The 13,236-nt window shown below is 50.6% G+C and carries 20 protein-coding genes; 3 read left to right on the top strand and 17 right to left on the bottom strand.

Annotation, left to right across the window (positions count from 1 at the left end; all coding sequences use genetic code 11):
* Window positions 1-144: 144 nt before the first annotated feature.
* The 14 genes from NFS31_RS25260 to NFS31_RS25195 form a co-directional block, all read right to left on the bottom strand.
* Window positions 145-948 carry a DNA adenine methylase gene (locus NFS31_RS25260; RefSeq protein WP_160228837.1) on the bottom strand — a complete coding sequence of 268 codons (804 nt, stop codon included), beginning with the start codon at window positions 946-948 and terminating at the stop codon, window positions 145-147.
* Window positions 945-1,103: a hypothetical protein gene (locus NFS31_RS25255; protein WP_251501420.1), complete on the bottom strand. Its 159-nt coding sequence runs from the start codon at window positions 1,101-1,103 to the stop codon at window positions 945-947. Before NFS31_RS25255 ends, NFS31_RS25260 begins: the two co-directional genes overlap by 4 nt.
* A gap of 48 nt (window positions 1,104-1,151) precedes the next feature.
* On the bottom strand, window positions 1,152-1,382 hold the full coding sequence (locus NFS31_RS25250; RefSeq protein ID WP_251501418.1) for a hypothetical protein: 231 nt from the start codon (window positions 1,380-1,382) through the stop codon (window positions 1,152-1,154).
* Window positions 1,379-1,774, bottom strand: a complete 396-nt coding sequence (locus tag NFS31_RS25245; RefSeq protein WP_251501414.1) for a RusA family crossover junction endodeoxyribonuclease — start codon at window positions 1,772-1,774, stop codon at window positions 1,379-1,381. Before NFS31_RS25245 ends, NFS31_RS25250 begins: the two co-directional genes overlap by 4 nt.
* Entirely contained in the window at window positions 1,764-1,991 is a 228-nt protein-coding gene (locus tag NFS31_RS25240; protein ID WP_251501411.1) for a hypothetical protein, read from the bottom strand. Before NFS31_RS25240 ends, NFS31_RS25245 begins: the two co-directional genes overlap by 11 nt.
* Window positions 1,992-2,333: 342 nt before the next feature.
* The gene (locus NFS31_RS25235; RefSeq protein ID WP_331482875.1) at window positions 2,334-4,544 is read right to left on the bottom strand and encodes an AAA family ATPase; all 2,211 of its coding nucleotides are present in this window, start codon (window positions 4,542-4,544) and stop codon (window positions 2,334-2,336) included.
* A gap of 10 nt (window positions 4,545-4,554) precedes the next feature.
* The gene (locus tag NFS31_RS25230; protein ID WP_331482874.1) at window positions 4,555-6,147 is read right to left on the bottom strand and encodes a DEAD/DEAH box helicase; all 1,593 of its coding nucleotides are present in this window, start codon (window positions 6,145-6,147) and stop codon (window positions 4,555-4,557) included.
* Window positions 6,147-6,599 (bottom strand): DUF669 domain-containing protein, encoded by a 453-nt coding sequence (locus tag NFS31_RS25225; protein WP_251501408.1) that lies wholly within the window; start codon window positions 6,597-6,599, stop codon window positions 6,147-6,149. Before NFS31_RS25225 ends, NFS31_RS25230 begins: the two co-directional genes overlap by 1 nt.
* A 14-nt stretch (window positions 6,600-6,613) precedes the next feature.
* A complete protein-coding gene (locus NFS31_RS25220; protein WP_251501406.1) occupies window positions 6,614-7,771 on the bottom strand; it encodes an ATP-binding protein in 1,158 nt (385 codons plus the stop codon).
* On the bottom strand, window positions 7,771-9,045 hold the full coding sequence (locus tag NFS31_RS25215; protein ID WP_251501403.1) for an AAA family ATPase: 1,275 nt from the start codon (window positions 9,043-9,045) through the stop codon (window positions 7,771-7,773). The genes NFS31_RS25220 and NFS31_RS25215 overlap by 1 nt, the downstream gene beginning before the upstream one ends.
* A gap of 93 nt (window positions 9,046-9,138) precedes the next feature.
* Window positions 9,139-9,378 (bottom strand): DUF551 domain-containing protein, encoded by a 240-nt coding sequence (locus NFS31_RS25210; protein WP_251501399.1) that lies wholly within the window; start codon window positions 9,376-9,378, stop codon window positions 9,139-9,141.
* Window positions 9,378-9,875 carry a siphovirus Gp157 family protein gene (locus tag NFS31_RS25205; RefSeq protein WP_251501396.1) on the bottom strand — a complete coding sequence of 166 codons (498 nt, stop codon included), beginning with the start codon at window positions 9,873-9,875 and terminating at the stop codon, window positions 9,378-9,380. Before NFS31_RS25205 ends, NFS31_RS25210 begins: the two co-directional genes overlap by 1 nt.
* Window positions 9,876-9,894: 19 nt before the next feature.
* Window positions 9,895-10,074, bottom strand: a complete 180-nt coding sequence (locus NFS31_RS25200; RefSeq protein WP_251501393.1) for a hypothetical protein — start codon at window positions 10,072-10,074, stop codon at window positions 9,895-9,897.
* Between the two features lie 50 nt (window positions 10,075-10,124).
* Window positions 10,125-10,376 (bottom strand): helix-turn-helix domain-containing protein, encoded by a 252-nt coding sequence (locus NFS31_RS25195; RefSeq protein ID WP_251501390.1) that lies wholly within the window; start codon window positions 10,374-10,376, stop codon window positions 10,125-10,127.
* Between the two features lie 133 nt (window positions 10,377-10,509).
* On the opposite strand from NFS31_RS25195, the gene NFS31_RS25190 reads away from it, so the two are divergent.
* Window positions 10,510-10,668, top strand: coding sequence for a hypothetical protein (locus NFS31_RS25190; RefSeq protein WP_160229390.1), 159 nt, complete (start codon window positions 10,510-10,512; stop codon window positions 10,666-10,668).
* Here NFS31_RS25190 and NFS31_RS25185 read toward each other — a convergent pair.
* The 3 genes from NFS31_RS25185 to NFS31_RS25175 are packed head-to-tail and all read right to left on the bottom strand — an operon-like array spanning window position 10,637 to window position 11,865.
* Window positions 10,637-10,801, bottom strand: coding sequence for a hypothetical protein (locus tag NFS31_RS25185; protein WP_160229391.1), 165 nt, complete (start codon window positions 10,799-10,801; stop codon window positions 10,637-10,639). The two genes, NFS31_RS25190 and NFS31_RS25185, sit on opposite strands and share 32 nt — an antisense overlap.
* 23 nt (window positions 10,802-10,824) lie before the next feature.
* Window positions 10,825-11,622: a phage antirepressor KilAC domain-containing protein gene (locus NFS31_RS25180; protein WP_251501386.1), complete on the bottom strand. Its 798-nt coding sequence runs from the start codon at window positions 11,620-11,622 to the stop codon at window positions 10,825-10,827.
* Window positions 11,623-11,679: 57 nt separating this feature from the next.
* Window positions 11,680-11,865, bottom strand: coding sequence for a helix-turn-helix domain-containing protein (locus tag NFS31_RS25175; RefSeq protein WP_251501382.1), 186 nt, complete (start codon window positions 11,863-11,865; stop codon window positions 11,680-11,682).
* Window positions 11,866-12,080: 215 nt separating this feature from the next.
* Here NFS31_RS25175 and NFS31_RS25170 point away from each other — a divergent pair, with 215 nt between their 5' ends.
* Together NFS31_RS25170 and NFS31_RS25165 are read left to right on the top strand one after the other, a co-directional pair.
* Window positions 12,081-12,446, top strand: coding sequence for a helix-turn-helix domain-containing protein (locus NFS31_RS25170; RefSeq protein ID WP_251501379.1), 366 nt, complete (start codon window positions 12,081-12,083; stop codon window positions 12,444-12,446).
* 3 nt (window positions 12,447-12,449) lie between these two features.
* On the top strand, window positions 12,450-13,139 hold the full coding sequence (locus tag NFS31_RS25165) for an ImmA/IrrE family metallo-endopeptidase (RefSeq protein WP_251501376.1): 690 nt from the start codon (window positions 12,450-12,452) through the stop codon (window positions 13,137-13,139).
* Window positions 13,140-13,236: the final 97 nt, after the last annotated feature.

Here is a 13,236-nt window from a genome sequence, read left to right as displayed (position 1 = left end):
CTCCCGGATGCAAAATAGTTGCGGTACGGCCTGTAAAACCTTTTGTTATGCCGGGCATATGGCCGCTTCCTGTCAAGTCCTATGCAGTGTACGGCCAGATCCACATAGCGGTTTTTCCCGTCTGTCATTTGTATCTGCCCCTCCTCAGAGCCCCAGGCTCATCTGCTGATCCGTCTGCCCAAAATTCATCCACAATGTTTCCACCCTCTCTGCATTGCCCTGCGTCCTCGCCGCCGTCTGTACTTTCCGCCACCCGCCCAGGTACTCCCTGTACAGTCCACAGTCATAGCCTGACAGCATTACCTTCGCCCGGCTGCGGCACAGCTCCTCCAGCAGCTCCCTGTGCTCCTCATCCGTCATCTCATACCGGTACTGTCTCCGGCTTCGGGTAGAAAGCACATAGGGCGGATCGGCGTATATCAGCACATTTTCGTGGTTAAATGCTTTTATCATCTCCAGCGCCGGCCTGTTTTCGATCTGTACCTGCTTAAGCCGGCCGGCTATCTCTCCGAGTGATTCCGGGAGCCGGTTCCAGTTATGGAGCGCATAAGCCGCTTCCCGGCCGTGGACATCCTTTTTCCACCCGCAGTCTTCATTCAGCCGGAACCCGTGGCTCTGCATGGACCGGACTGCAAAATACCCGGCGCGCTCAACCGCATCCCGCGGCGGCCGCTTAAAACTCTCCTCATACGCCTCCCGGGCATAGGGCGTATACCACAGCCAGTCCACAAGCTTTTTTCGGCTCCCCTCATCCCGGATCACCCGGAAGAAATTCACCACATCCCCGTCCAGGTCATTCACGGTTTCAATGGGCGCCGCGGGCTTTGCAAACAACACCGCCCCGCCGCCGAAATACGGCTCCAGGTAGCTGTGATGCGCCGGCATCCGGGACACGATCCAGGGGGCCAGCCGTCTCTTCCCTCCCGGGTATTGCAGCAATGTCTTCATCCCTCCCCGGCCTCCTCCCCGCCAAGCTGTCCTATAGCCCATTCAAGCGCCTCTGTATCCCGCGCCCAGATCTCCTCCCCATACGCCGCCATGTGACGGCATTCAGCGAGAAGGTTTTTTAGCTGGGCAAGATGCCTGGCCTGTGTCTCTGTCATCTGTCTCCTGCCTTTCCTGGATCTATCCATTTACCTGGGTGTGCCATGTCACCGGTTTTCTTTCTTCCGCATTCTGGCCTTCATCCGTTCATACAGCTCAATTTCCAGCCTTATTATCACTTCGCTGAGAAACGGATATTTCTCCTGCAATTCCAGCGCATGGTTATGGCTCCTGTCCCAGCCCTCTTCATCGTCCGGTTCCGGCATGTGGTTCCGGCATTCCCTCCAAAAGCCATTATATACCTCGTCAAACCCGGACTGTATGTACCGATCCGTCATAAGCCCTGTACCTTCACGTAAATACCAGGGATGTCTGCCCAGTATTTCTCAACCACCTCGCTGGCCACCTGGGCATCGTCCTTCCAGAAATGCAGCTCTGTCATGACATCCTTTAACAGCTTGACCAGGTTGTCCGTATCCGGCCGGCTCGTTTTATATTCCCCGTCCCTGTGCCCCGCCTTTACCGGGAAGCACCACCACGTTGTCAGCCTCACTGCTCCCTCATACGGCTTTGGCGGCGTGTGCCCTGCTAAGTGGGCGCGGAGTTTCTTTCTTGCTGCTTTTACCTCCTGCGGCTCATAAAATACAGGCTTCCCCCGGACCACATGGACCTGTTTCTCCTGATGGGTGGCGGTCGGAGGCTCCATCGCCATGAAAAAATCAGTTTCCACTGTAATCCGCCCCCTGCCATTTCCCTGTCCCGGGATCGTAACGGATTACCCGGTTATTCTGGGCCATGTTAAATATCTTCTGGATAACCTCCGGCCGGGACGCGATCCATGCCGCCGCCTCACTCCGCCTGACATCATACTCCTTCCCCGGGACGGAATGCCTGAGCGGGGGCATCGTCCTGGCACATTCCAGGAAGCTGTAATCCAACTTTTTCATTTGCTTTACCTCACTAAATTGATAAACTGTCTCAAAGAGAAAAAATCATTTTGTCAAAGGACAGGGGAAGGAAGAAGGAAGGCGGGAGCTTACGCCTTCTTTCTTTCCCCCTTTGACCGTCAGGGAAAACGGAAAAAGTATATAAAATATATATAGCGTTTCCTTCCCTCGGAAAATCACGGCGTTTTCCGGGTTTTTCCCTCTCAGGGAAAATTACGGTATTGTCCGGGTTTTTCCCTCTGGGGGGAAATGGGAAAATTACCGTGTTTTTCCTTCCGGGGGGAAATGTTTCCTTTCCGGTTTTTCCCTCTTAGGGAAATAGTTTCCCTTCCGGTTTTTCCTCTACTTTTTCCCCACATTCCCATCGTCAACCCAGAACCCGCCGTGTTCTTTAATCCGGTTCCGGACGGTTTTCTCTGTTGTCCCCATGCTTTCCGCCAGCTCTTTTAGCGTCACTTTCCCGTCCTGGTGAAAGCTCCTCAGCGACTCAAACTGCTCCTCCAGGCTGTCCATGCGTTCCTTTTTAGCTTCCTCCGGCGTCTTCTTTTTCTTAAAATTCTTTTTCCAGGAGGGCTGCTCCGCCTCCGGCTGGATGTCCCTCAGGACGCCCACATCGTCTACCCGGTGCTTCGGGTAATCGAACCACATATTAACCGCGCCAAATTTCGGGAATTCCCGCAGCGTCCCTTCAATCCTCCATGCCGTCAGGCCCCGCGCCTTCTCCCGGACCGTCACCAGCTCCGCCTGTAACGCATCAAACTGCCCCATATCCAGCCTGTTTTCGCAGTAGTTAAGCATCTGGTAACTGCTGCATAAATCGTCCTGGGAAAGGTCATCCTCCCACTTAAAATGCGCGTCAAGGTACTCCCTGCAGGCGGCGCAGACCGCTTTGTTTTCTTCCTGCTTTAAGACATCCTCAGACAGCTCCAGCTCAATCATGTCCAGCATTGCGTCCGGATCCCTTGCAAACACGCCGGAACCGGACGCCCGGTCCATGGATTTTTTCCCTCCCTGGCTGCCTTTGCTGTGGTGATGGCAATAAATGACTGCCACACCCAGCTCTGTGCATACCCGGTCAAACTGGTTACAGAAATTCGCCATCTGATCCGCACTGTTTTCATCACCGGTGATCACCTTGTAAATCGGGTCTATAATAATGGCAATATAATTCTTTTTCGCCGCCCTGCGGATCAGCATCGGCGCAAGCTTATCCATCGGCCGGGACTTCCCGCGCAGGTTCCAGATGTCAATATTCCCCAGGTTCTCCGGGCGCAGCCCCTGAGCCTGGTATACGTCTTTAAAACGGTGCAGGCAGCTTGCCCGGTCAAGCTCCAGGTTGACGTACATTACTTTTCCCTTTGTACATTGCCAGGACAGCCATTCCCGGCCCTCGGCGATAGCGATGCATAATTCTATCAGGGCAAAGGATTTTCCGGCCTTGGACGGCCCCGCTATCAGCATCTTATGCCCCTGGCGCAGCACCCCGTCGATCAGGGGCGGTGACAGCTCCGGCAGGCAGTCCCAGACCGCTTCCAGGCTTTCCGGGTCCGGGAGATCGTCACGGACGCTCTCAATCCATTCCTTCCAGTCTTTAAAGCTCTCCCGGCCTATATGCGTACCGACCAGGAACTGCTTCCTCCCGTCCCGCAGCACTCCCGGCATCCGGGAAAGCCTGGACGGGTTCCCGTTCTGTTTGTCAATGTTAAACCCGCTTTTCCTGCAGATATCATACAGGAAATCCACGCGCTGCCGGTACTCCGCATGGTTCCCGGCGTCGATATGGACAATGGCATGCAGGCTCTTTTTCCCGGAATGTACCAGGCACGCCACCGGGAGCTCCAGCCTCTGTATCACCTCATACTGCTCATCAATCCCCATGCTGTCGGATTCTACCAGGGCATAGCGGAAGTCCGTTACATTCTCGTCCTTACAACCTTTTCCGTCTAAAGGGTTAAACCGGATCCAGGCTCCGACTTTCGGGTTATAATCCCCGAATACCTCGCCGATGCCGCCCTTGTAATGGGAGAGCTCCTCAATCAGTTTCCCGGCCGTCCGGTCACAGTTCCCCCGGTTTGGCGAATATTTTCCATCCCTTTCGAAGCAGGCAGTAACATACCCCACATTGTCCGTCGAATCAAACAGCGTCTCCAGATAAGCGATTAAATCAGCGGCCGGATCCCAGTCGTCACCCGGCTCCTTAATCCCGGGCCCGCAGCGGCCCGTACTGCCTCCCTCCCATGAAATAGGATCATTCCAGCCCAGATCTCCATCCAGAGACGCAGGCGGGGTCCATCCCTGCATCCTGGCAAGCTGTACGAGCGTGCCGCCTGTCACAGGGGACTGTGGGCAGCCGCCAAAACCGGCCCATTTACGTTCACATTCCCCCGCATGGTAGCGGCTGGCATCGCGCCGGCTCCATTCATCCCATATCCTGACGCTGTAGCCTTCATACTGGAGCGCCATACCGACATTCAGCCAGTCCTGATAGTCTAAGAGCGCCGGATCTGTCTTTTCAAGTACCTCTAAAAGGTTATACTGCTTCTGCTCCATCATTCACTGCTCCTTATTTCTCCGGCACATAGCTCCTGGGGTCGATCCCACGCGGTATGCAGTTCCAGCCGGCCGCGGCAATTCGGTCTATCATGTTTTTTGCCGCATGGAAGCTCCATGTCCCTACATGCCGGAACCCGTACCTCTCCAGGCAGCGGATCTGTTTTGGTGTGGAAAGGCCCTCCATTTTCCTCATGTTCAGGCGGTCTAACAGTTTCGCCGCCTTCCCGGCGCTGTCAATTCCGTCCGGCAGGATCCCGAGCTTTTCCAGGGAAGCTTTCTGCTTTTCCGTAGGGGGAGCCATTTCCCAGCCAAATGCCGGGACATACCCGGCCAGGTCCTCTGCCTGGATGCTCATTTCAAACTGGATTGGATCCACCAGCTTCTTTTTCTTATGGCGCATCTCCTCAAGCTGCTTAGCCAGGGATTCCTCCCGCTCGGCGATCACCTCTTCCGAAGCCTTCTTTTCCGCCTGTTCAATATCTACCGGGCATCCAGCCGCCTGCTCCAGATCGGCTGTCATCCTCTGTGCGACCTCCTTTTTGGTGCAGATGATATCAGCTGGATGACAGAGCTCATGCCGTTCCGTATGCCACAGAAAATCAAGAAGGAGGAGATATTCCTTCCCCGGGTACAGCCTTGTCCCCCTGCCGATCATCTGGCTGTACAGGCTGCGCACCCGGGTCGGGCGCAGCACGACAATGCAGTCCACAGACGGGCAGTCCCAGCCTTCGGTCAGGAGCATGGAATTGCACAGGACATTGTATTCCCCTTTGTCAAATGCCTCCAGGATCTCTGCGCGGTCCCTGCTCCCCCCGTTGACCTCAGCCGCTTTAAACCCACGTTCTGTCAGGATGTCCCGGAATTTCCGGCTTGTTTTTACCAGGGGAAGGAATACAACGGTCTTCCGGTCTGCACAGTATTTTTTCATCTCGTCCGCGATCTGGTACAGATATGGATCCAGCGCTGTTGCAACATCCCCGGCCTTCAAATCCCCGGATTGGATGGAAACACCCGACAGATCCAGCTTTAACGGGATAGTCAGGGCTTTAATCGGGGATAAGTACCCTTCTTTGATGGCTTTTGGCAGTGTATACTCATAAGCCAGGCTGCCAAATACCTCCCCCAGGTTCTGCATATCCCCCCGGTCCGGCGTCGCAGTGACGCCTAAAAGCTTTGCCTGGCCAAAATGGCTTAAAATCTTCCGGTAACTGTCTGAGATGCAGTGATGGGCTTCATCAATAATGATCGTCTGGAAATAATCTGACGGGAACCGGGCCAGCCGTTTCTCCCGCATCAGGGTCTGCACAGAGCCCACTGCTACGCGGAACCAGTCTCCCAGGCAGGTTTTCTCCGCTTTCTCCATTGCGCACATAAGCCCGGTTGCCGTACGGATTTTGTCCGCAGCCTGTTCAAGGAGCTCCCCCCTGTGGGCCAGGATCAGGATCCGCTCCCCTTTCCTTACCTGATCCTCCGTTATCTTTGCAAACACGACTGTTTTCCCGCATCCGGTCGGGAGGACCAGGAGCGTCTTCTGTACCCCTTTCTCCCATTCCCCCTCAACGGCTGCCCTGGCTTCCTCCTGGTACGGCCTCAGCTCCATCATCAGAAGCTGCCCGCCGTGAATTTTTTCGGTTCATACGGGAGATATTTTGAAACCCGGTTGTTTTTCTTCGGATTCCCGTTTTTATCTGTATAGCTGTTAATTACCAGCTCTACTTTCCCCTGGGAGCATGGGACCTCATTCCAGTTAGGTTTCAAAGGCACGCCCGTTTTCTTCTGGCCTATACACAGGAAAAACTGGCTCAGCTTCCACTCCGCCTTCTTGTGCAGGTAAAGGCTGTCAAATACATGGCGTTCCTTCCCTTCCGCATCCTCAACCACAAGATCCAGGTTTGCCACATTGCAGGGGCCCATCTTTTCGCTGCCTGCAAACCTGCCCCGCTCCATGGAATGCACTTGAAACGTGTAAACACCGGGAGGAAGAGGTTCGTAATCCTGCCGTTCCTCGCTGATTTCCTCATCCCATCCAATCTCCTTATTATCCAAAGCACTCATCTGTGTCTCCTCCTTCAATTAAAAACCAGGCCGTCGTTCTGTTTCATTTCCCGTATTATTTCAAAAACCTTATCCCATGCCCCGATCAGGCATCCGTCCACAAAGTTCGCCGGATAGTCCCGGACCGGCATGTCGGCCGGGAAATATCCCTTGGCCCCCACAGCGTTCTGGATGTCCCATTCATCCACTTCATTCGCCTCCATTAACTCCCTCAGTTTCTTCGGGATGCGCGGATCAATTCCCTGCCCTGCAGGCCCTTCCTTTATATTTCCTGGCTGAGCCGGTACAGGCTCCGGTTCTTTCTTCGTTTCTTTAGGCTCCGCATGGCTTTTGTCTGCATAATCCGGAAGATCCGGCGTCAGCTCCATCCTCTCCTGTACCGGCTTCCCCGAAAAGGCGGCCTGCGCCGGGTCCGCGGGCATTTCTTTTTTCTCCCTGCCTTCATTCCCCTCCAGGATATGTGATATTACAGCATAGTCAAACGGGGCCTCTTCCGGCAGCCCGTACCGGTTCTTTGCATCCCAGCAGCAGTGATGGGACGTATACATCATACGCTTCCCGCCCTGCGCTTTGTTTTTCCCCTTTTGCGCCCCCTGGCCGTCTACATTAAAGACAACCGTTTTATAGTTGCAGAACAGGAGCATGTCCGTCCATTCCTTCACCATGGGGGAAACGCCTTTGCTGAGCTTCATTTCCCAGCGGTCGTATGCCCCCATCTCATCCGGCTGTTCAAATTTGCGCATTTTCGCGTGGGCATTTAAAACGACATGTACGCCCGTTTTCTCCACCAGCTCTGTCAGAAGATTTAAGAACTTCCCAAATTCCTCCTGCAGGAAGGTATATCCCTTCCCATACCCGAAATCTTCAATCCCTGCCTTCATATATTTTGCGCATATATCCGTCACGCAGAGCTGCTCCGCCCAGTCCGCCGTATCAATTACCAGGGTCTTTAAAAGTTCCGGGTGCGTGATAAAATACTTTACCTGTTCCAGGAGCATGGCCCAGCTCCCCGGCGGCTCGGTCCTTGCCACATCCATGTCCTTTGTGCTGCCTTCCGTATCGATAAACACCGGATCCGGGAAGCGGGATGCAAACGTGCTTTTCCCGATCCCTTCCGGGCCGTACACCACAACCTTCTTTGCCCCTGCGATTTTCCCCCGTATAATCTTCATTAAAATACACCTGCTTTCCATCCTTTTGCATCTGCCGTCACAGGGGGATGTCCCTGCCCGGCCGCATATCCGTCTTCAATAATGATACTGCACTCTTCCCCTGTGGACACCCTGGTCGCGATTGCCTGAAGCCCTTCCGCCTCCAGCCAGAGTCCGAATTCTTCCAGTGTATCCCTGTCCATCTGCTCCAGCTTGTCCAGGAGCACAAAACCGCATTCAGGGTTCAGTTTGCGGACGATGGCCGTCGCCACTCTGAGCCGGTCCGAGCCGGACATGTTGTCCCAGTGCTGCCCCCTGTAAACCAGTTCCCCGCCCTCTATGGCCAGCTCCGGCAGGGGCAGCTCTGCATTCTCAAGAAGGGCCCTTTTGGCCTGTTTCGTCTCCTCAATCCTGCTGGTCAGCTCCTGGTACTGGCGGCGGTATTCCTGCGCGTCATCCTCTGCGCGTTCCTTATCCAGGTTTGCCCGTACCTTTCGGTTGATCTCCTCAATCTCTGCGATATTTTCCTCCAGTTTAGCTGTGGGACGGTCTTCAAGCCCCTCCGCACATTCCCTTGCAATTTTTAAATCGTCTTCTACATGGGCCTGCCGGTTCAGGAGTTCCTGGATTTGTTCCGTCAGGGCCTGGTATTCCTGTTCCAGTTTATGGCGCTGCTCCCTCTTTCTCTGGTTTTCCCCGTTCTGCAGAAGAATCTCCTGCTGCTGCCGGATTAATTCAGACGCCGAAACCGGCTGATCAGGCACATCCGGATAATACGTCTGTTCCTTTGCATACTTTTCTTTCTGATCCGCAATCCTGCCAATGGCCTGCCTTTCGCTCCACTGTTCCTTTTCCTTCTTCTCCAGGGCTGCAAGCTGTTCCCCAACTCCGATAATGCGCAGGAGTGTCTGCGCCTTTTCCCTTCCCGATGCATCCATAAATTTGGGTAAATCCAGCGCCAACTGCTCCACAAATTCATTTAAGAGCTGCTGCCCGCCCTTTTTCCCATCCGGATCCGTTACCTTTAATGAACTGTTTTTACCTTTCCGTTCCACCACAAGGCCATTGTTCATTACAATATGTAGATTCGGGGGGATCACAGACTGTTCGCGCTGCGCTTTTGAAGGGCGGTATTTATCCCCTCCAAGGGCCCAGGCGATCGCATCCAGAATGGATGTCTTCCCCTGGTTGTTATTGCCTCCGATGATTGTGAGGCCGTTCTGTGACGGCTCCAGCTTTACTGCCTTCACCCGTTTAACATTTTCAATCTCCAGCCTGTTTATTTTCATTGCCATGTCTTGACATTCCTCCTTTAAATGCTTTATACTGAGTGCGTGATATATTAATTACTGGATCGGTCCCGTGCCCGCGGGGCAGATCCTTTTCATTTACTGTTCCGGCAGGTATGGGGCCGGGAGAGGCCTCCAGGCCAGGATTTTTCTTTGTACCTTCTGCGTCTCCTCTTCGTCCCAGAACCAGGCGCCGGGATCCGGATCATAAAAGGCTGCGTCACTATGCCGCCCTGATGCGTTTTCATACGTTATAAGGTACAGGCAATTCTTCTGCGGCATCCCTTCCGCTACCGGGATCCATCTCCCGTCCTCTTTGGTTTCTTTAAATTTTTCCATCAGCTAATCCTCAGCCGTTCCTTCTGCGGCTCTAAATGGGCCCATCTTACCTTTTCCTTTGCCAGGAGGGCCCTTATCGCTTCATGATCCGGCTTTGGGGGCTGGGGGATTAAGTATTCCCCCGGTATCCCGCTTAGCGGCGCGTCAATCACCAGCCGGTCCAGGCCCCCGTTTAGCTGGATGCTGAAATTAAAAGCGGCTGTCCTGAATTTCAGTTTCCCTGCCGCGCGCATGCTGTTTTCCAGATCCTCTTTAAGCCCCTGCATGCGCTTCTCCAGCATCCGCCGCCTGGCCGCCATCCGCCGCTCCTCTGCCCGTAAGGCTTCCATGTCCGCCTTCATCTCCATGATAATCCTGGCATAACCGTCCGCTTTGTCCTCGATCTCACCCCAGACGGCCTCCATCGTATCGCGGAGAACCTGACTGCCCGCATCCGGGTCATAGCACATCCGCTGCAGGTCTGCGTATTGTTCCGTCAGCTCATACAGCCCTGTCACAAGTCCCACCTCCTCAGTACTATGTCATAATCAGCACGCCCGTCGCAATCCCGGCAACCAGCGCCGACACAATGGCAAGTTTGCATATGCTCCATACCAGCTCCCACGCCCGGGCGTTTTCCCGGCGCAGGGCTTCAATCGGGTGCTCCGGCCTGCTGCGCTGGGTCGGGCATTCAATGACTTTAAGGTTGTCCTTCACTTTGTCCCCCTCCTTCTGAATTGTATTCTCTCTGTAGGCCAGAGTGCGTTTTACCTCCCCCGGCCATAATATGACATTGCTTCATATTCCCTTTTGGCCTCCTCATAAAGCGACTGCACTTTAAGGATATTGGCCCCGCTTGTCACGAACGGATCCGTCCTCATGTTTGATACGGTCTGGGCGGAAATCCCCAGACGCTTTGCCAGGTCTTCATCCGTCCAGTTTTTGTACTGCAAAAGCCCGTACAGCTTAATCCGGAAGTCGATTACTTCCGCGGGCGGCCTTGCTTTTATCCGTGGCATTCGTCCCACCTCCCCTCTTTTCATTTCAGCATTCCCTGTGCTTTCCAATCTGCTTGCCTTTCCTGTTTTCCTGCCCTATACTGTACGTACAGGCTGTTGCCGCAGCCGAGTACAGAAGAAAGGAGACATTATAATGTCAAAAGACGAAATCGCTTTGGAGCTTACCAAACTTTCATATCCTTATGTTATTAAAAATGAAAATGTAAAAGGCAACTATAATGCCAGGGAAATCGTTGCTGATTTGTATAATCACATTTTCACTAACATACCGGATCCAGCACAGAATAAATAGCAACCATCTGTTCTGATAGTTTTGCTAATTCCGTAGGTGTGCAACTTTTTGACTGCTCTGCAAGTAGCTGTAACTGCTTGTGGAGCAGTTCTCTTTCTTCTTGTAAAACAGCGAATAACTTTTTCTCTTCCATTTCCTTCACCCCCTGTCCCGTTGTCAATGTGCAACGCCTTCTAGCCCGCGTCCTTCAAACTGCTCCATCACAGGAAGAATGCTTTTTTGCTTTAGAAAATCATATAAAAACAACCTCCCTTTTTGCGTCCAATACGAATGTTCCTTTGAATGTTGTATTCCTGTCATATCCGCATAATTATGAGTTTTGGTCTTCAGATATCCTTGCCCCTGATGCTTAGCATACAGCACCCAAATATCTCCCTGTTTAAACTGCACTCCCATAGCATGAAGCATTGCATTAAACTTCTTTGCTGACATCCCGTAGTCCTTTGCAATGGTAGTTGTGGCAATGAGGTCTTTACATTGGAGGATCATGTCATAATAAGAAGCTTTTGGTTGAAGTTCTTCAATCACCTTTTGTTGTTCCATAACCTGTCCACCAAGAAACTTGCACTGTTCCTTTAAACTATTAACCATCTTATCGGCCATATGCAATGCCCTAGCGAAAACCTGCTCTGGAGAGTTCCATGCCTTTTCTAATTCCAGGAAATACTCCCTGTACTGTCTGCCTTTGTCGGTACGCTGAATCATGCAAATCTGCTTGGCCATGTCTACGGTAATTTGATAGTCTATAATTTCTCTTTTTACTTCTCTTGTACCTTCAATTTGAACCCGCTCATTTTTGAGCATGTTGAAATCCTTTCCAGCTTCAAATCCGTATTCTGTCATTCTTGGGAACCAATCTTTAAATGCTGTCTTGATTCCCAGTCCTTCATGTAAGTCCCTTGCTGATACAGAAGGCTGTTCTGTATCATAATTGATTTTGATTAATTCGTTCAAATAGCCACCTTCCCTGAATTTATATTTTTATCTATGTGTAAACTCTTCCACCTTTCTCTACTCTAAAAAATACTCAATAGGTACTCCGAAATACTTCGCCAGTGCCGCCAGCTTGTCCGCCTTTGGCTTGCTACGGCCATTCTTCCAATCAGACAATACAGACTGCGCTATTCCTGTTTCTTTTGCCACTCGGTATGCAGTTTTGTTACTTTTCTCCAAAAGAACGGAAAATTTTTTGTACAATTTTACACCACCTTTCCTTTTAATTAATCTTGCAATTACTACGGAAATGTGATATGCTTTGTTTACCAGACGAAGCAACATATTTCCGTAGTATGCTCAGGTATTTTATGTGTTTTCCTTTGCATACTCATACTATACTATGCTTTTCCGATAATGTCAATATATATTTTCGGTTTTTCATAGTATTATCATCTATTTATGAAAGGTGCCTAGTTATGTATGAGATTTTTGAACAATTATTACAAAGATATGGAGTTACAGCTTATAAAGTATCTAAAGAAACTGGTATTACACAGTCTACACTAAGTGATTGGAAGCGCGGTAGAAGTGCACCAAAAACAGAAAATATGAAAAAGATAGCTGACTATTTTGGAGTAACTATTGATTATTTAACTACTGGAACAGAGAATACAGTTAAACATGAAAATCCATATGAAGCAAAAAATGATACCGAACGTAAACTTCTTATGCTTTGCCGAAAAGCTAGTGATGCACCAAAAGAAGATCGTGAGGCCATACTAAAAAACTTTGAATCGACTATAGACATGTATCTAAAAGCTAAAGGAATTAAAAAGGAGTAGGAATTGAATAGACCAGATTTTGATAAATGTACTGTAGAAGCTACCAAACTTTTGTATAAACAAGATGTTTCAAACCTCATACTGAACATTCAGAATCTTGTGTTTGATAAAAACATTATTTTTGAGTCTCTCCAAAACTATTGCCAATTAACACATCGGCCTTTAAGCGATTTTTTATCAAATAAAAAACAATTATTATATGATGGCTGCACATTATACATTCCAGAGTATGATTATTACATAGTATTATATAATGCATCTATAAGATGTTTCGAACATTTAAACTGGACATTAGCGCATGAAATTGGGCATATATACCTTGGACACACGAAAGACGATGATATTGATGAAGTGGAAGCGCACTATTTTGCGTCCCAGTTATTTATGCCAGAATATACATTATTTATGATAGCGCACACATATGGAAAAGTAACTGTTAATGCTATTACAGAAATTTTTGGAGTATCTGAAACAGCAGCTCGTAAACGTATCAATACTATGAACAAACGGACTTGTTTTTATGCTACTGAAAAAGACAAACAAATTTGGAAATGTCAAAAAGAACGTGTTGAAATATATTATGACTGCTTAAAAACTGGAATGAATTTTAAAAATATGTACTGCTTTTGGCAAGAAATGAAAGCGGACTATGAAAGACAGGCCCGTTTAGAAGCCTATGTGAATGCTTATTGATAATATATCCGCACCGTGACAATATAATATGCTTAACCGGGAGCCGGTAGGGGCGTATCGTTGGCCACCTCCATAATGGAAAGGAGCCAATCTGCCA

Source organism: Otoolea muris (genome assembly GCF_943193115.1).
Lineage (GTDB): Bacteria > Bacillota > Clostridia > Lachnospirales > Lachnospiraceae > Otoolea > Otoolea muris.
Note: the sequence above shows the minus strand (reverse complement) of the source record. Positions and strands in the feature narration are given on the sequence as shown.